Origin of the sequence: Massilia hydrophila, from assembly GCF_020208145.1 — a bacterium.
Taxonomy (GTDB): Bacteria; Pseudomonadota; Gammaproteobacteria; order Burkholderiales; family Burkholderiaceae_D; genus Telluria; species Telluria hydrophila.
This window is the reverse complement of the sequence record NZ_JAHYBX010000005.1, coordinates 35,104-52,433: the sequence shown is the minus strand read 5'-3', so window position 1 is coordinate 52,433 and position 17,330 is coordinate 35,104. Positions and strand designations below refer to the sequence as shown.

The following is a 17,330-nucleotide window of genomic DNA, read 5'->3' as shown; positions in this document are numbered from 1 at the left end:
CCATGCAATCCGTTCAACCGCCACCGATGGCGCGCACCACGTCCACCCGGTCGTGGGCCTGCAACTGCCGTCGCGGCCATTCGGCGCGCGGCACCACCTCGCAGTTGACCGCCACCGCCACCGCCTGCTGCGCCAGGCCCAGTCCGGCGGCCAGTTCGAGCAGCGAGCTCCCCGGCGCCACGCGGTACGCGGCGCCGTTCAGTTCGATTTCAAGCATCACAGCTCCCGATACAGTGTCGCGCCGCCGCGCACGAACTCGAGCGCCTTCTCCTGCATGCCCTGTTCCGCGTAGGCGCGCACCTCCTGCGTGATCTTCATCGAGCAGAATTGCGGCCCGCACATCGAACAGAAATGCGCCACCTTGGCCGACTCCTTGGGCAGGGTGGCGTCGTGGAACAGGCGCGCCTTGTCCGGGTCGAGCCCGAGGTTGAACTGGTCCGCCCAGCGGAACTCGAAACGCGCCTTCGACAGCGCGTTGTCGCGCATCTGCGCGCCCGGATGACCCTTGGCCAGGTCGGCCGCGTGGGCCGCGATCTTGTAGGTGATGATGCCGTCCCGGACGTCGTCCCTGTCGGGCAGGCCCAGGTGCTCCTTGGGGGTCACGTAGCACAGCATGGCGGTGCCGTACCAGCCGATGGTGGCGGCGCCGATGCCGGAGGTGATGTGGTCGTAGCCGGGCGCGATGTCGGTGGTGAGCGGGCCCAGGGTGTAGAACGGCGCTTCGCTGCACTGTTCCAGCTGCAGGTCCATGTTCTCCCGAATCAGGTGCAGCGGCACGTGGCCGGGCCCTTCGATCATGGTCTGCACGTCGTGCTTCCACGCGCGCTGCGTGAGTTCGCCCAGGGTCTTGAGCTCGGCCAGCTGGGCTTCGTCGTTGGCGTCGTAGATCGCACCGGGACGCAGGCCGTCGCCCAGGCTGAAGGACACGTCGTAGGCCTTCATGATGTCGCAGATCTCCTCGAAGTGCGTATACAGGAAGGATTCACGATGATGCGCCAGGCACCACTTGGCCATGATCGCGCCGCCGCGCGACACGATGCCCGTCAGGCGCCTGGCCGTCATCGGCACGAACGCCAGGCGCACGCCGGCGTGGATGGTGAAGTAATCGACGCCCTGCTCCGCCTGTTCGATCAGGGTGTCGCGGTAGATTTCCCAGCTCAGCTCCTCGGCCTTGCCGCCGACCTTTTCCAGCGCCTGGTAGATCGGCACGGTGCCGATCGGCACCGGGGAATTCCGGATGATCCATTCGCGCGTCTCGTGGATATGCTTGCCGGTCGAGAGGTCCATCACGTTGTCGGCGCCCCAGCGGATCGCCCAGGTCATCTTGTCCACTTCCTCGCCGATCGAGGAACTCACGGCGGAATTGCCGATGTTGGCGTTGACCTTCACCAGGAAGTTGCGGCCGATGATCATCGGCTCGACTTCCGGGTGGTTGATGTTGGCCGGGATGATGGCGCGCCCGCGCGCCACTTCCTGGCGCACGAATTCCGGCGTGACTTCGGGCGGGATGCTGGCGCCGAACGACTGGCCCGGATGCTGGCGCCCGAGCAGTGCCGCCATGCGCGCGCCCACCGGGCCCGACTCCGCTAGTGAAGCCAGGTATTCCTTGCGGCGCAGGTTCTCACGCAGGGCGACGAATTCCATCTCGGGCGTGACGATCCCCTGGCGCGCATAGTGCATCTGGGTCACGTTGCGGCCCGGCCGGGCGCGGCGCGGCGGGCGCTGCAACGCGAAGCGCAGCGCCGCCAGCGCCGGGTCGTCCAGGCGCGCCCGGCCATAGGCGGAGCTCGGCCCCGGCAAGGCCTCGGTATCGCCGCGTTCCACGATCCACGGCAGGCGCGGCGTGGGCAGGCCGCGCCGCAGGTCGATCGCCGCCATCGGGTCGGTGTAGGGTCCCGAGGTGTCGTACACGAACAGCGGCGGATTGGCTTCGCCGCCGAAGCTGCCTGGGGTGGGCGACTGCCAGATCTCGCGCATCGGCACGCGGATGTCGGGCCGGCTGCCTTCGATATACACCTTGCGCGAGTTGGGGAAAGGCGCGAGCGCCGCGCTGTCGGCGCCTGCGGTGGCGGCGTCGAAAGGCAGGGAGGTGCGCGGCGGCGCGTCGTGTGCTGCGTTCATGTGGCTCCTTGGTGTCGGAGCCAGCAAAGGAGGCGTGGATGGTGGCAGGCGCGGACGGACGGCCGCCATCGTTTGATGCTTCCCTTCGCTGGCATTATCCAGATCAGGTTCAGAGGGTATTTCTCACCCGCGTAGCGCATCGCGCCCGCAGGACCCCTAGCGTGTGCTGCCTGTTCGGCAACGGAGCGGATTATAGCCGAGCCGGTCGCGCATGTGTCAACATCATGCTGTCATAACGCCAGCACATGGGTGCTCGCGCAAGGCGGCCAGCACGGCGACCGCATCCGCCCCGGCCTCCTCTATAATGATCGTTTCGCATCCTTTTACGACGCCACCACATCATGGAACTAGCCAAGTCTTTCGAGCCCGCAGACATTGAACAATACTGGCGCGCCGAGTGGGAAAAGCGCGGTTACTTCACCGCCACCATGGAGGACGGCAAGCCGTCGTTCAGCATCCAGCTGCCGCCGCCGAACGTGACGGGCACCCTGCACATGGGCCATGCCTTCAACCAGACCGTCATGGACGGCCTGACCCGCTACTACCGCATGCGCGGCTACAACACCGCCTGGGTCCCGGGCACCGACCACGCCGGCATCGCCACCCAGATCGTGGTGGAGCGCCAGCTCGACGCGCAAAAGATCTCGCGCCACGACCTGGGCCGCGAAGCCTTCGTCGAGAAGGTCTGGGAATGGAAGGAAAAATCGGGCAATACCATCACCGGCCAGATGCGCCGCATGGGCACCTCGCCCGACTGGACCCGTGAATACTTCACGATGGACGAGACGCGCTCGAAAGTGGTGGCGGAAGTCTTCGTGCGCCTGTACGAACAGGGCCTGATCTACCGCGGCAAGCGCCTGGTCAACTGGGACCCGGTGCTGGGCACGGCCGTGTCGGACCTCGAAGTCGACTCGCAGGAAGAGGATGGCTCGATGTGGTACATCAAGTACCCGCTCGCCGACGGCTCGGGCCACCTGACCGTGGCCACCACCCGCCCGGAAACCATGCTGGGCGACGTCGCAGTGGCGGTCGATCCGACCGACGAGCGTTATTCTCACCTGCACGGCAAGCTCCTGAGCCTGCCGCTGACCGGGCGCCAGATCCCCGTCATCGCCGACAGCTACGTGGACAAGGAATTCGGCACCGGCTGCGTGAAGATCACCCCGGCCCACGACTTCAACGACTACGCGGTCGGCCAGCGCGCCGGCCTTGCGCCGATCAGCATCTTCACGCTCGATGCGAAGATCAACGAGAACGGCCCGCTGCAATACCAGGGCCTGGACCGCTTCGCCGCGCGCAAGCAGATCGTCGCCGACCTCGACGCGCAAGGCCTCCTTGCCGAGGTCAAGCCGCACAAGCTGATGGTGCCGCGCGGCGACCGCACCAACGTCGTGATCGAGCCGATGCTCACCGACCAGTGGTTCGTCGCCATGAGTAAACCAGCGCCGGAAGGCACGTTCAACCCGGGCAAGTCGATCACCGACGTCGCGCTGGAAAAGGTCGCGAACGGCGAGATCAAGTTCGTGCCGGAGAACTGGACCACCACCTACAACCAGTGGCTGGGCAACATCCAGGACTGGTGCATCTCGCGCCAGCTGTGGTGGGGCCACCGCATCCCGGCCTGGTACGCGGACGACGGCCAGATCGTGGTCGCGCGCACGGAAGAAGAAGCACAGGAAAAGGCCAGGGCCGCCGGCATCACGGGCGCGCTGCGCCGCGACGACGACGTGCTCGATACCTGGTTCTCCTCGGCCCTGGTGCCCTTCTCGACCATGGGCTGGCCGGAGCAGACGAAGGACATGCAGCACTTCCTGCCGTCCTCGGTGCTGGTGACCGGCTTCGACATCATCTTCTTCTGGGTCGCCCGCATGGTGATGATGACGACCCACTTCACCGGCAAGGTGCCGTTCGAGACCGTGTACGTGCACGGCCTGGTGCGCGATAGCCAAGGCCAGAAGATGTCGAAGTCGAAGGGCAATACGCTCGATCCGATCGACCTGATCGACGGCATCGACGTCGAGTCGCTGGTGGCCAAGCGCACCACCGGCCTGATGGACCCGCGCGCCGCGGAGAAGATCGCGAAAGCCACGCGCAAGGAATTCCCGGAAGGGATCCCGGCCTTCGGCACCGATGCCGTGCGCTTCACGATGGCGAGCTACGCTTCGCTGGGCCGCAACATCAACTTCGACCTGGGCCGCTGCGAAGGCTACCGCAACTTCTGCAACAAGCTGTGGAACGCGACCCGCTTCGTGATGATGAACACCGAAGGCAAGGACTGCGGGGTGCGGCCATCCGACCAGCCCACTTTTGAGGATTTGTCGCCGGCCGACCGCTGGATCGTCTCCCTGATGAACCGCGTAGAACTCGACATCGCCAAGGGCTTTGCCGACTACCGCTTCGACAACATCGCAAGTGCCATCTACAACTTCGTCTGGTACGAGTACTGCGACTGGTACCTGGAACTGGCCAAGGTCTCGGTGCAGCAGGGCACGGAGGCGCAGCAGCGCGCCACCCGCCACACCCTGCTGCGCGTGCTGGAAGTGGTGCTGCGCCTGGCGCACCCGATCATTCCGTTCGTGACCGAATCGCTGTGGCAGGCGATCGCGCCGCTGGCCGGCAAAGGGTCGGGCAAGGACGGCGACTCGATCATGGTCCAGCCCTACCCGCTGGCCGACACCTCGCTCGTGAGCGAGGAAGCGGAAGCCTGGATGGAGCAGCTCAAGGCCCTGGTGGACGCCACCCGCAACCTGCGCGGCGAGATGTCGCTGTCGCCGTCGGTGCGCGTGCCATTGATCGTGGAGCCGGGCAACGAGGCGGACCGCGCCCGCATGGCGGCCTTCGCGCCCTACATCCAGTCGCTGGGCAAGCTGGCGGAAGTGCAGATCGTGGACGCGTTGCCGGAGTCGCCGGCGGCCGTGTCGATCGTCGGCACCACCAAGCTGATGCTGAAGGTCGAGATCGACGTCGCCGCCGAGCGCGAGCGCCTGTCGAAGGAGATCGCGCGCCTGCAGGGCGAGATCGCCAAGGCCAGCGGCAAGCTGTCCAACGAAAGTTTCGTTGCGCGCGCCCCGGCCGCGGTGGTGGAGCAGGAAAAGGAACGCGTCGCCAGTTTCTCGGCGACGCTGGCCAAGATGCAGGAACAGCTGGCGAAATTGCCGGCAGCCTGAATCGACTGAAAACGCGGCCCTGGCCGCGTTTTTTACATCCCGGCCACCTTGCCGGATGCAGACGCGGCGCGCAGCTTGTCCACCGCGTCCACCACCGCCGTGTGCGCCGCCTCGCAGCGCAGCTTGGCCATCTGCTGCATGCTCATGCGCTTGCCGATTTCCTCCGCCACCAGGTAGCCCAGGTAGTAGCCGCGGCGCGCCGGCAGGCCGGTGTTGTCGCCGCCACGGCCCTGGAACAGGCCGGCCTTGGCGACAGGGTCCTCGCTCTCCAGTTTTGCACGCAGGTCGTCGAACGCGCGGCCCAGTTGGCGCCGGGTGTCGGCGACCAGGTTGCGCGGCACGTCCAGCAGCAGCTGGGAGTTGTCCGCGTCCGGGTGCATGCGCTTGGCCACATAGGTGGCCAGGCCTTCGGCCCAGAGCGAGGTCCAGACCGGACGCCTGCCGCCGGGGCAGCCCATGTCGTGGTAGTCGTGGAACAGCTCATGGTGGAAGAACGCGGCCTCGTCGCCCTCACCGTGGTACTTGACCATCGCATCGGCGCCGAAGATGAAGTACACCTTGCCGTCGATGGTGCGGGTGCCGCCATCCATCTCGCCCAGCGAGTGCAGGAACCAGACATCGGTGGTGGCCGGGTAATCGGGGAAGGTGGCGCGGAAGCTGGCGATGTGCCCCGGCAGCTCGCTGGCGAAGCGTTCCACTTTCCTGACATAGGCCTCGCGCATGGCCGGGAACTCGGCGTAGGCGTTCGCCAGGGCGGCGTCGTACTGGGCCTGGGTACGCTGGCCATTGAAGCGCGCGATGCCATAGAAGCCCGGGAAGCGCGTGGCGACCGTCTCCTTGAAGTCCTGGATGAAGGCCTCCTCCGGCTTGCCGGCGTTGCGGTCGAACACGGTGGCAAAGGTGCTGGCGAGGTCGTGCACCTGGGGCGCCGGTCCGGCGGCGGCCGCGGAGCCGGCCGACAGCGCGGCGAAAATCAGGGGAAGCAGTGTTTTCATGGTCGTTCCGGTTGGGATGGGAAAATAATCAGTTTGCTGTCGCATGCGCGCTGCGCAGGCGCTCGACCGCCGCCACCACCACCGGACGAACGTCCTCGCAGGGCAGCCTGGCCATCTCCTGCAGGCTCATCGTGCGGCCCACTTCTTCCGCCACCAGCATCCCGAGATAGTAGCCGCGCCGGGCCGGCATGCCGGTCTGGTCGCCCCGGCGCAGGAACAGGCCACTGTAGGCGTCCTGGTCGGTGCTGTCCAGCTTGGCGTACAGGTCGTCGAGCGCGCGCTTCATCTGCCTGCGGGTGTCGGCCGCCATGTTGAGCGGCAGGTTCAGCATCATTTCGTCCTCGCTGGCGCCGGGGTTGAGCTGCCTGGCCGCATGGCTGGCCATGCCTTCCTGCCACAACGAGGCCCAAACCGGCCAGCTGCGGCACTCCATCGGCTGGTAGTCGTGGAACAGCTCGTGGTGGAAGAAGAAGGCGTTGGCATACTTGCCCCCGCTCCTGGACATCATGTCCGCGCCGAAGATGAACACCAGTTCGCCGTCCAGGCGGCGCTTGCCGCCGTCCATCTCGCCCAGCGAATGGATGAACCACAAGTCGTTCTTCGCCGCGTAGTCCGGGAACAGGCGGCGGAAGCTGGCGATGTAACCCGGCAGTTCCTGCTTGAAGCGGGCCACCTTGTCCAGGTAGGTTTCTCGCAGCGCCGGAAACGCCGCCCGCGCCGCCAGGATCTCGGCGTCGCGCTGCGCCTCGGTCTTGCCGCCTTCGTAGCGCCGGACACCATAGAAAGCCGGGAACCTGGCGGCCACGCTGGTCTTGAAGTCGCGCAGGAAGGCCTCGTCCGGCTTGCCCACGTTGCGCTCCCACACGTCGGCGAAGGGGCCGGCCAGGTCGTGTACGGTCATCACGGGCGGCAGGGAGGGCGTGCCGGCATGGGCGGTGCCGGCGGCCAGCAAAGCAGCCAGCAGCAGCGGGCAAATGCGGAAAAGGCGCTTCACGGTCGTGGATCCTCAACGAAAAAGCGGCATTGTATCGGCATCAAAATGCCGAAATGTCATCAAAATGTCGCAACATTGTCAAGACAGCCAATCCGCGCGTCCGTGGCAATTCGAGGACATCCTCGGATTCGGCGAAGCACCAAGCGGGCACTGTTTGCTACACTCTGCAATACCAATAACGATTCTGGAGACACCAAGATGCGACAACTGATGAAGGCAGGCCTGGTTGCCATGATGTTCGCGATGCCGGCGGCATGGGCGCAAAGCACCTCGGCGGCGGGCACGTGGAGGACGATCGATGACGAAACCGGCAAGGCGAAGTCGCTGGTGCGCATCACCGAGGACAATGGCGTCCTCACCGGCAAGATCGAAAAGCTGTTCCGTCCCGCCGACCAGGACCAGAACCCGAAGTGCACCGCCTGCGAAGGCGCCCGCAAGGACCAGCCGCTGATCGGCATGACCATCCTGTCCGGCCTGAAGAAGGACGGCAACGAGTACACCGGCGGCGAGATCCTCGATCCGGCCAAGGGCAAGACCTACAAGAGCAAGGCGACCCTGAAGGACAACGGCAGCAAGCTCGAAGTGCGCGGCTACATCGGCGCGCCGATGTTCGGCCGTTCGCAGACCTGGGTCCGCGAACAGTAATCCCCGGGCGGCCTGCGGGCCGCTTCTTTTTTTCGCATGTCCCTTCCCCAGGCCTACCTCTGCCTCGCCTTCGCCATCGTGGCCGAGGTGATCGGTACCACCGCGCTCAAGGCGGCAGACGGCTTCACGCGGCCCGTGCCCAGCCTGGTCACGGTGGTCTGCTACGCCTTTTCCTTCTACCTGCTGAGCCTTTGCCTGAAGGTGCTGCCGACCGGGATCGCGTATGCGATCTGGTCGGGCGTGGGCATCGTCCTGATTTCCACCATCAGCTGGTTCGTCCATGGCCAGCGGCTCGACTGGCCGGCCATCGCCGGCCTCGGACTGATCATCGCGGGCGTGGCCGTCATCAACCTGTTCTCGAAAAGCCTCAGCCACTGAAGACCGGGCTGCCCGCCCTTCAATCTGCCTGCTTGCGCAGGAATGCCGGTAGGTCGTACGCCGCGATGCCGCCATGGCGGGCTTCGAACGCCCCTTTCGCGATCGCCGCCACGCGCCGTTCGAGTTCGCCCGGCTGGCGGCGCCTCGCTCCGATGCCGCCGATCCGCTTCAGCAGGCGCAGTGCCAGGCTGTCGCGGTGGAAGCAGGCGTGCAGGGCCGCGATGAAGCACAGCAGCAGCTCGCGCACCGGGATGCCCAGCTCCGCCAGCGCGCGCAGTTGCGCCAGCACCGAGGCCGGCAGCGCATCCTCGACCTCGGCGAATGTAGCGGGGCCGGCCCCGCCGCGCAGCGCGGCGGCGTGCGTGGCCAGGAACACCCGCAGCTGCCCGCGGTAGAGGAAAGGATCGCCCTCGCTGCCCCTGCGCAGGAAGGCCGGCCGCTCATAGTCCTCGACCCCGGTGCGCAGCATCGCCTGCACCTGCTCGGCCGTGCTCTCGCGCCGCCACACGGCCGGCTGCCGCGGAACCGCCGCGCGCGCCACGCTGCCCATGCCGCTGCTGCCCGCGGCCAGCATCTGCGGCACAGCGCGCAGCATCGGCATGGTGGCCGGACGCTGGTCCCCGGCCCGTTCCTGCACCAGGAAGTAACTTGTCGTGTCGCCGACCAGGCCATGGCGCATGGCCAGCGCGTGCCGTTCCGGCGCCGGCAGCGTCTCCAGGCGCTGCGCGGCGGCGACGCGGGCCAGGGTGTCGCCGTCGACGGCCGCGCCGTCAAACACCAGCGCCTGCTCGCACGCCCTGCCTTCGCCATCGGTCCAGGCGAGCAGCGCACTGGCTGGCGGCGCCTCGGCGAAACCCGCCAGCGCATGGACCGTTTCGCCGCTGAACACGACGCTGCCCGCGGCCGTTTGCCAGGCGCCAGGCCCGTCCCAGGCCACGCTCACCGCGCGCGCGGGCGCCTGGCGCATGCGTTGGAACATGCGCAGCACCGCGGCCTGCGTCTCCTCGTTGGCACCGACCAGTTCGCAGGCGCCGCCGGTGTCCCTGGCCAGCCGCTGCAGCAGGCTGGCGGCGGGCGCCGCGCCGACGCCGACCGCGAAGATGCGATGCCCGCTGCGGGTGGCGCTCGCCACCAGCGGATCGGTGTCCCACACGCTGGCGTCGGTGACCAGGAGGATGTCCGCCTCGACCGGCTGGCCGAGCGCGATGGTGGACAGCAAGGCCTCGCGCAGCTCCGTATTGCCCATGTCGGCGCAGGTGCCGGCGATCCAGTCGCTGGCCTCGCGCACCGTGCGCGCCGTGGCCGGCAGCAGGGTATGGCTGTGGTGTGCCACCCGGCTGCCGAAACGGCTGTAGCTGAAGCGGTCGTCCGGACCCAGCCGGGCAAGGATCTCGTGCAGCGCCTGGCGCGCGCCCCGGATGCCGTCACCGTTCATCGAGCCCGAACAGTCGACCAGGATCTTGAGCCGCAGCGGCAGTTCCTTGCTGGCGGACCGCGGCGCCGGGCAGAAGCTGGCCAGCGCCACGTAGCCATCGCCATCGCGGCCAAGCGTGGCGACCGCGCTGTCCGCCAGGCCGTCGACCAGCAGCACGAAGTCGCGGTCGAGCACCGCTGCATGGCCCTGCGCCAGGCTGATGTCGAAATGGCCGTCCGCGTGGCGCGCCGCCAGCGCGTGCGAGGGCGAGCTGACTTCACCGCGGGCGAGCGGGCCATGCAGGCGCAGGGAGAGGCCGAACGCGTAGCTGGCGCGCACATCCTGCAGCGGCACCTGGTGCAGGCGCAGACGCGCCGCCGCCGGGTCGCCGAAGCGCGGCGCCACCACGCTCGGCAGCGTGATGCGCACCTGGCCCTGGCGCAGCGACAGCAGCAGCGCGTAGCGCAGGCGCACCACAGCTGTCTCGCGCGCCAGCAGGTTGCCGACATTGACCGTGTACAGGCCGTCGGCGGCGCGCTCCAGCAGCACGGCCGTGTCGCCCGCCTCCAGCGCGGCTTCGTAGCGCGCTTCCGCGTCGGGCCGCTCGGCCACCCTGCCTTGCAGCCGGCGTCCGCCCAGTTCGAATTCCAGGCCGAGCAGGACCGCCCCTGGCGGCAGCGGGAAGCTGTACACGGCCTCGATGTTCACGCTGCCGGGATTCACATAAGCCTGCTCGATCGACACCTCGAGCAGCAGGCCATGCGCGGTGCCGCGGGCCTGCACGGATTGCAGGACGGGCTGGCAGCCGGACGGGCGGCCGGCTTCGCGAAAGGCGGGGGCATTCTCGAGACAGCTGGGTGAAATGGCGCTCATGCTCATGGCTCCTGTTGCTGGATGTGTTCGAAGGCGGACAGGACGTCCGCGAAGAAGCGGCGCGCCTGTTCCGGCGTGAGCCCGGCGCGGGCGGGATCGAGGCTGACTTCGACGCCATCGGCGAGCGCCATCCGGCTCCACACCTCGATCTCGCCATGGCGGCGCGGGGGCGGCGGCGCGTCACCGCCTGCCAGCAGCTCGCGGATGCGCTCGAGCGAAAGCCCGGCTTCGGACCAGCGGCGGATCTTCAGCAGCGTTTCCAGGTGGTGCTGGCTGTAGCGGGCCGCGCGTGTCTCGCCTTCCGGGCGGTCGAGCAGGCCGATCTGGATGTAGTAGCGCACGGTGCGCTTGCCGAGCGTCGTCAGCGCGCACAGCTCGTCCAGCGTGAAGCCGGGGCGGTCTTCGGTGTCCACAGGATCTCCGGTTCGTCGATTTATATACAGTAATTAATAACAGTGTCACTGTCAATATAAATCGGTAGAACCGGCACGCGGGCTATCCTCCCGCGCGCCGCACGGGCGTCAGCTTCGCTATCCTGCCCTCACTGTTGCGTCCAACGCACAAGCATCCGGAGTGAGAACCACCATGATCCTCTTGCGTCTCGCCTGCCTGACGGCGGGCATGGCAGTGCTGGTCGTACCGCCTGCCCTGCTGTTCCCGAAAGGGGTCGGCTTCCACAGCATGGACAGCGCGGCCGCCATGCCCGCGCCGCTGCTGCTGGCCGCGCTGAGCTTTTTCTTCATCGCGCTCAAGGTCCACCACGGCCGGCTCTCCCCCGCGCTCACCCAGCAGTGCGTGCAGCTGTTGCTGGCACCCCTGCTGGCCGGCGTGCTGGCCTTGTGGATCAGCACCCAGCCGCTGGCCATGTGGATGAGTGCGGGATTGCTCGGCTTTACGATGGTCGTGCTGGTGGCGCTGGTCGCGCCCCTGCTGCAGGAACCGAGCGCGGGACGGCTGCGTGCCCGCCGCCGTCCGCAGCTGGCAAGCCTGCGCTAGGATCGGGCCCGGCTCGCCCGGCGTCGTGCGGGACTACAGCCAGCCGGCGTCGCGTGCCATGCGGTAGGCATCGACCCGGTTGGCGGCACCCAGCTTGCTGATCGCCTCGGACAGGTAGTTGCGCACCGTTCCTTCCGACAGGTGTACCTGGCGCGCGATGTCGGCGCTGGCCCGCCCTTCCCCGGCCAGCCGCAGCACTTGCCGTTCGCGTTCGGTGAGCGGGTCGGCGCCGCCGCTCCAGCTCTCCAGCGCCAGCTCGGGCGCGATCGCCCTGCCGCCGCCGTGCACCGCGCGGATCGCGGCCGCGAGCGCGTCCACCGGCGCGTCCTTGAGCAGGTAGCCGCGCACGCCCGCTTCCAGCGCGCGCCGCAGGTAGCCGCTGCGCCCGAACGTGGTCACCACGATCACCTTCGCAGCCAGGCGCCGCTCCTGCAGCTGGGCCGCCAGCTCGAGCCCCGTCATCAAAGGCATCTCGACGTCGGTCAGGACGATGTCGGGCCGCAGCCGCTCGCACAGGTCGAGGGCTTCGCGCCCGTTGGTGGCGGTGCCGACCACGTCGAAATCGGCTTCGAGCCTGAGCAGCGCGGCCATCGCGCCCAGCACCAGCGCCTGGTCTTCGGCCAGCAGGATGCGGATCATCGGTGAGCTCCTTGAGGGATGGCGGCCGGCACCCGCAATTCGAGTTCGAGCCCGGCCTGGGCGCGCAGTGCCAGCCTGCCGCCGACCGAGGCGACCCGCTCGCGCATGCCGGACAAGCCGTTGCCGTGCCGGATGTCGGCCTCGCTGCGCGCCTGGCCGTCGTCGGCGATGCGCAGCACGGCCAGGCCCTGCTCCAGCGCCAGCGAGACGCAGCAGCGGCGCGCGCCGGCGTGGCGCACGATATTGGTGACGGCTTCGCGCAGGGCGAGCGCCAGCACGTTCTCGGCGGCCGGCGCCAGTTCCACGCGCTCGAGCTTTTCTTCCAGGCGCACGTCGGCCGCGGCCAGGCTGGCGCGCGCGCTCGCCAGCGCGCTGGCCAGCCCCTTCTCGCGATAGCCGGTGACGGCCGCGCGCACCTCGGCCAGGGCCTGGCGCGCGCTGGCTTCGATGTCGGCGGCTTCGCGCGCGCAGGCATCGGCGTCGCGGTGCGCCAGCTTGCGCGCCAGTTCCGCCTTCAGCGCGATCAGGGACAGCGAATGCCCGAGCAGGTCGTGCAGGTCGCGTGAAATGCGTTCGCGTTCGGCGATGGTGGCCATGTGCTCGACTTCTTCCTGCTTGCGCATCAAGGCCTGGCGCGAGCGGCGCAGGCGCGCATCCATCACGGCGCCCACGCCCACCGGCAGGCCGGCAGTCAGGATCGGCATCAGGAACATGAAGCGCATATTGCCTTCGGCCTGCAGCGAGACCAGCAGGCCGAACCCGATCACGGCACCGATCGCCAGCATCGCGTGCTGCATGCGCTCGATGCCGGCGGCCATGGCGCAAGCGAAGATGAAGAAGGTGGCCGCGCCCGGGTTCCAGCGCACCCAGGCGGCGCCGAGCAGGCAGCCGGCCAGCATGCAGGCCCATACCTGCCAGCCGCGCGCCCAGTAGCTGGCGAGGTACAAGGGCAGGAACACGGCCAGCGTCAGGACCAGCATGGCCAGCTCCAGCGCGCCCGGCGCCACGTAGGCGTACTTCCAGCCCATGTAGGCAAGGCTCAGCAGCCAGAAGTACGGCATCCTGCCATGCTCCGCGGGAAGCCATGGCCGTGCCAGCAGCTGTCTGATCCTGTTCATGTCGCGGGCGCTCCTGTTAGCGGTCCAGCAGGCGCACGTCGGCGATCTCGAAGCGATAGTCGCCCGGCTGCGGACCGGCGTTGAATCCTAACATGGTGACGGCGGCCGGATCGATGCCTTTCAGCTCGCTGAAGGGAATCGTCACCTCGGTCCATTCCGGCCCGGCCGTGAAGCGCTTCGCGCCCGGCATCTGCACGCCCTGGGCCATGGCGATCATCTGGTAGGTCTTGCCGTCGCCGCGCACCTTGAAGCGCACCCCCTTCGCTTGCGCCAGGTTCACCGGCTGCATCGGCTGCGCGCCCGGCATGAAGGCCACGCCGGCCCAGGCGAACGGCAATCCTGGCGCCACTGTCGCATCGATCGCGAGCGGCACCTGGCCGTCCGGCAGCGCCGGCTGCGCGGCCAGCTTCACGGTGGATTTGCCGCCGGCGAAGCTGTCGGTCGATGGTCCCCATCCCATCCCGAACGGGCTGGCCAGGCGTTTCTCGCTGAACAGGCTGATGCGCCCGTCCGGTGGCAGCTGCAATGGCTGCGTTCCCTGCGCTTCCTGCGCCGCCCTGGCCACCTGGCGGCGCTGGCCGTCGGCCAGGGCGCGCGCGCTCTCGCCATCCTTCCACACCTCGACGATGCGGCGCGTGGCCAGGATGTCGGCCGCCGGGTTGCCCTCCACCAGCAGCAGGTCGGCCTTGTAGCCCTTGCCGATACGGCCGCGCTGGCCCAGCCTGAACGCCTTGGCCGGCGCACTGGTGGCGGCGGCCAGTGCCTGCGCCGGGCTCAATCCCGCTTCGACCAGGGCCGCCAGCTCGCGGTGCATGCTGATGCCATACTGGGTGCCGGGATTGCCGGCATCGGTCCCGGCCAGCACCGGGACGCCCGCCTTCACCAGCGCCGCCGTCACCGCTTTCGGAGCGGCCAGCAGGTCCGGCCTGGTTTCATTGCCGTAGCGCGCCTTCAACGGCGCCTGCGCGTCCTTGTCCAGCAGCGCGGCGAACGCGGGGTTGGCCAGCAGGTCGTCGCCGCGGTAGGCGGCCATGCTTTCCAGGACGGCAAAGGTCGGGATCACGAAAGCGCCCCTGGCACGGGCCAGGCGCGCCAGCCCCTGCGCATCGGCCGAGCTGCCGGTGAACAGGTGCACCAGGCCGTCGGCACCCGCCTCGAGCACGGCGCGCGCGTCCCGCTCGTTGCCGATGTGGACCACGGCCAGCTTGCCGCGCCGGTGGGCCGCCGCGATCACCGCGCGCACGGTCGCCAGGTCGAGCGGCTTGTAGCCATGCCCGCCTTCCATCACGATCTTGATGAAGTCCGAACCCTCGGCGATGCGGGCGTCGACGAAGGCCTGCGCGTCTTCCGGCTTCGTGATGGTGGGGATCGCGATGCCGAACTGGGTGCCGTGTCCGCCCGGCGCGGTTACCAGGGTGCCGGCCGAGAACAGGTCGGCACGGGCGTGGTTGCCGCCTGCCGCCATGTCCTGCCTGGCCTGCTTCATCATGTTCACTTCGGTGAACATGTCGACCTGGGTGGTCACGCCGAACAGCACCGGCAGCTCGTAGAAGCGGAAGGCGTGGGTGTGCGCGTCGATCAGGCCCGGCAGCAGCGTGCGTCCGGCGCCCTCCACGATGCGCGCATCGCGCGGCGCCGGGCCGCGGAAGTCAGCGTCGAGGATGACACCCTTGTCGAACAGGACCGAGCGGCGCTCGTGCACGCGCTCGCCGTCGAACACGCGCACGTCCTTGACCAGGGTGGGAGCGGCGTTGGCGCAAGCGGCCAGCATCAGGATGGCGGCAGTGGACAGGACTTTCAGGGCGGTGGGCTTCATGGCTTCCTCGCAGGGTGGATGTGAAGCCAGTATGCGAAAACGGCGGTCGCGCCGGTAGAAGCGGGTGCCAGCAGATTGGCATGACAATTGTCATGCAGCCTTCCGATCGGGGAAACCCTTGTCTGGCAGACTTAAGAAAAGCAACACAGCAGCGTTGGAGTTTTGCCTGCTATCGGGCAAGAAGCGGGCATAATTGCCGAGAGTAGTTTTTTGCAGCTAACAATGAGATTGCAGCCCTTAGCAATAGCCGAATGCGCGACGTAATTTTTGCTATTTTTAAGTTTCTTGCCGCAGGTATTGGAATGGGGGTGGTATTCGGCCTCATTCTCTACTTCAGCTTGCCTGAGCCAGGGCGACTGAGGCTTGCTATTGGGATAGGCTTTATCCCGGTAGCGTATGTGCTTGTCCATGCTGGGTCGATGCTGTTCCAGGCATGGAATATGCGGAAAAGCGCTCGCTCTTCCGCCTCTTGAATCGACCCAAGCCGCTACCGGATGCGCGTCAGGCCGGCGGCAGGCTGTCCCACAAGTCCCCCGTCGGGCTGATGCGCGGCGCGCTGACGCCGAAGTGTTGATACGCCAGCGGCGTCGCGATCCGCCCGCGCGGCGTGCGCTGCAGGTAGCCCTGCTGGATCAGGTAGGGTTCGAGCACGTCCTCGATGGTGTCGGCCGCCTCGCCGATCGCCGCCGCCAGGTTGCCGATGCCGACCGGACCGCCGGCGAACTTGAACAGCACCGCTTCCAGGAGTTTACGGTCCATCAGGTCGAAGCCGACCGTGTCGACGTCGAGCATCTTGAGCGCGCGGTCGGCCATGTCCACCGTGATCTCGCCGGTGCCCTTCACTTCCGCATAATCGCGCACGCGGCGCAGCAGGCGGTTGGCGATGCGCGGCGTGCCGCGCGCGCGCTTGGCCACCTCGCGCGCGCCATCCTCGTTGATCGGGGCCGCCAGCAGGGCGGCACTGCGGCTGACGATCCTGGTCAGCTCTTCGACGTTGTAGAACTCGAGGCGCGCGACGATGCCGAAGCGGTCGCGCAGCGGATTGGTCAGCATGCCGGCGCGGGTGGTGGCGCCGACCAGCGTAAACGGCTGCAGGTCGAGCTTCACGGAACGCGCGGCCGGGCCTTCGCCGATCATGATGTCGATCTGGTAGTCCTCCAGCGCCGGGTACAGGATCTCCTCGACCACCGGAGACAAACGGTGGATCTCGTCGATGAACAGCACGTCGTTCGGCTCGAGGTTGGTGAGCAGCGCGGCCAGGTCGCCCGGGCGCTCCAGCACCGGGCCGGAGGTCTGGCGCAGGTTCACGCCCATCTCGCGCGCGATGATGTGGGCCAGCGTGGTCTTGCCGAGGCCCGGAGGGCCGAACAGCAGCGTATGGTCGAGCGCTTCGCGCCGCTTGCGCGCGGCGGAAATGAAGATTTCGAGCTGATCGCGGATCTTGGCCTGGCCAACGTACTCGTCCAGCTGCTTGGGCCGCAGGGCGCGTTCGATCGCCTCTTCGTTGGGCGAGGCCGGCGCGGCGTCGATCACGCGCTGCTCGGTGAAGTTGTCGGTCTGGATGCTCATGCTGCTTGTTAACCTCGTTATGCTTTCGACAGGACCTTGAGTGCGAACTTGATGCCATCGGACACGCTGCTACCGGCCGGCATGTTCTTGGTCGCCAGCAGCGCTTCCTTGTCGGAGTAGCCGAGGGCGACCAGCGCATTGAGCACGTCGGCCTGGGCGTCGTCGCGCACCGCGCCGCCAACCACGCCGATGTCGGCGCCGAGCTTGCCCTTCAGTTCCAGCAGCAGGCGTTCGGCGGTCTTCTTGCCGATGCCGGGGATCTTCACCAGGCGGCCCGCTTCCTGCAGCGTGACGGCCTGCGACAGGTCGGCCACCGTCATGCCCGACAGGATGGCCAGCGCCATGCGCGCGCCGATGCCGGTGATCTTGATCAGCTGGCGAAACAGCGCCCGCTCGGAGGCGCTGCCGAAGCCGAACAGCAAGTGCGCATCCTCGCGCACGATCAGGTGGGTAAACAGCACCACTTTCTCGCCCGTGTGCGGCAGATTGTAGAAGGTGCTCATCGGGACGTCGACTTCATAGCCGACGCCATTGCAGTCCACCAGCACGTGGGGCGGCGCTTTTTCGAGCAGGGTTCCGGAGAGACGGCCGATCATCGCATGTTC

16 protein-coding genes and 1 riboswitch are annotated in these 17,330 nt (G+C 67.7%); of the genes, 4 read left to right on the top strand and 12 right to left on the bottom strand.

All coding sequences use genetic code 11. The features are described 5' to 3' along the window. Positions 1-13: 13 nt before the first annotated feature. Both thiS and thiC read right to left on the bottom strand, forming a co-directional pair. On the bottom strand, positions 14-217 hold the full coding sequence (gene thiS, locus LE190_RS13580) for a sulfur carrier protein ThiS (RefSeq protein WP_225239206.1): 204 nt from the start codon (positions 215-217) through the stop codon (positions 14-16). Continuing rightward, positions 217-2,121 (bottom strand): phosphomethylpyrimidine synthase ThiC, encoded by a 1,905-nt coding sequence (gene thiC, locus LE190_RS13575; RefSeq protein WP_225239205.1) that lies wholly within the window; start codon positions 2,119-2,121, stop codon positions 217-219. The genes thiS and thiC overlap by 1 nt, the downstream gene beginning before the upstream one ends. Before the next feature lie 63 nt (positions 2,122-2,184). Continuing rightward, a riboswitch (TPP riboswitch) is annotated at positions 2,185-2,289 on the bottom strand. 173 nt (positions 2,290-2,462) lie between these two features. Between thiC and LE190_RS13570 the strand changes: the two genes are divergently transcribed. Continuing rightward, a complete protein-coding gene (locus LE190_RS13570) occupies positions 2,463-5,288 on the top strand; it encodes a valine--tRNA ligase (RefSeq protein ID WP_225239204.1) in 2,826 nt (941 codons plus the stop codon). Between the two features lie 32 nt (positions 5,289-5,320). Here LE190_RS13570 and LE190_RS13565 read toward each other — a convergent pair whose 3' ends face one another. Both LE190_RS13565 and LE190_RS13560 read right to left on the bottom strand, forming a co-directional pair. Further along, a complete protein-coding gene (locus LE190_RS13565; RefSeq protein ID WP_225239203.1) occupies positions 5,321-6,283 on the bottom strand; it encodes a hypothetical protein in 963 nt (320 codons plus the stop codon). Between the two features lie 28 nt (positions 6,284-6,311). Then, positions 6,312-7,277, bottom strand: a complete 966-nt coding sequence (locus LE190_RS13560) for a hypothetical protein (protein WP_225239202.1) — start codon at positions 7,275-7,277, stop codon at positions 6,312-6,314. A 198-nt stretch (positions 7,278-7,475) separates the two neighbouring features. On the opposite strand from LE190_RS13560, the gene LE190_RS13555 reads away from it, so the two are divergent. Together LE190_RS13555 and LE190_RS13550 are read left to right on the top strand one after the other, a co-directional pair. Beyond that, positions 7,476-7,922, top strand: coding sequence for a DUF2147 domain-containing protein (locus tag LE190_RS13555; RefSeq protein ID WP_224946222.1), 447 nt, complete (start codon positions 7,476-7,478; stop codon positions 7,920-7,922). A gap of 36 nt (positions 7,923-7,958) precedes the next feature. Further along, positions 7,959-8,300 (top strand): DMT family transporter, encoded by a 342-nt coding sequence (locus LE190_RS13550; RefSeq protein ID WP_225239201.1) that lies wholly within the window; start codon positions 7,959-7,961, stop codon positions 8,298-8,300. Positions 8,301-8,319: 19 nt separating this feature from the next. Here the strand turns inward: LE190_RS13550 and LE190_RS13545 are convergent, their stop codons facing one another. Next, entirely contained in the window at positions 8,320-10,587 is a 2,268-nt protein-coding gene (locus LE190_RS13545) for a VIT domain-containing protein (RefSeq protein WP_225239200.1), read from the bottom strand. A 2-nt stretch (positions 10,588-10,589) separates the two neighbouring features. Beyond that, positions 10,590-11,000, bottom strand: a complete 411-nt coding sequence (locus LE190_RS13540; RefSeq protein ID WP_224946225.1) for a MerR family transcriptional regulator — start codon at positions 10,998-11,000, stop codon at positions 10,590-10,592. Between the two features lie 172 nt (positions 11,001-11,172). Here LE190_RS13540 and LE190_RS13535 point away from each other — a divergent pair, with 172 nt between their 5' ends. Continuing rightward, positions 11,173-11,583 carry a hypothetical protein gene (locus LE190_RS13535; RefSeq protein ID WP_225239199.1) on the top strand — a complete coding sequence of 137 codons (411 nt, stop codon included), beginning with the start codon at positions 11,173-11,175 and terminating at the stop codon, positions 11,581-11,583. A gap of 33 nt (positions 11,584-11,616) precedes the next feature. On the opposite strand, the gene LE190_RS13530 is transcribed toward LE190_RS13535, so the two are convergent. The 6 genes from LE190_RS13530 to ruvA all read right to left on the bottom strand — a co-directional run bounded on the left by LE190_RS13530 (position 11,617) and on the right by ruvA (position 17,321). Further along, positions 11,617-12,222: a response regulator transcription factor gene (locus tag LE190_RS13530; protein ID WP_225239198.1), complete on the bottom strand. Its 606-nt coding sequence runs from the start codon at positions 12,220-12,222 to the stop codon at positions 11,617-11,619. Further along, on the bottom strand, positions 12,219-13,340 hold the full coding sequence (locus LE190_RS13525) for a sensor histidine kinase (protein ID WP_225239197.1): 1,122 nt from the start codon (positions 13,338-13,340) through the stop codon (positions 12,219-12,221). Before LE190_RS13525 ends, LE190_RS13530 begins: the two co-directional genes overlap by 4 nt. 16 nt (positions 13,341-13,356) lie before the next feature. Then, positions 13,357-15,156 (bottom strand): CIA30 family protein, encoded by a 1,800-nt coding sequence (locus LE190_RS13520; protein ID WP_225239196.1) that lies wholly within the window; start codon positions 15,154-15,156, stop codon positions 13,357-13,359. Between the two features lie 131 nt (positions 15,157-15,287). Further along, a complete protein-coding gene (locus LE190_RS13515; protein WP_225239195.1) occupies positions 15,288-15,566 on the bottom strand; it encodes a hypothetical protein in 279 nt (92 codons plus the stop codon). Positions 15,567-15,657: 91 nt separating this feature from the next. Further along, positions 15,658-16,725: a Holliday junction branch migration DNA helicase RuvB gene (gene ruvB / locus LE190_RS13510; protein WP_225239194.1), complete on the bottom strand. Its 1,068-nt coding sequence runs from the start codon at positions 16,723-16,725 to the stop codon at positions 15,658-15,660. A 17-nt stretch (positions 16,726-16,742) separates the two neighbouring features. Then, entirely contained in the window at positions 16,743-17,321 is a 579-nt protein-coding gene (gene ruvA, locus LE190_RS13505) for a Holliday junction branch migration protein RuvA (RefSeq protein ID WP_225239193.1), read from the bottom strand. Positions 17,322-17,330 lie beyond the last annotated feature (9 nt).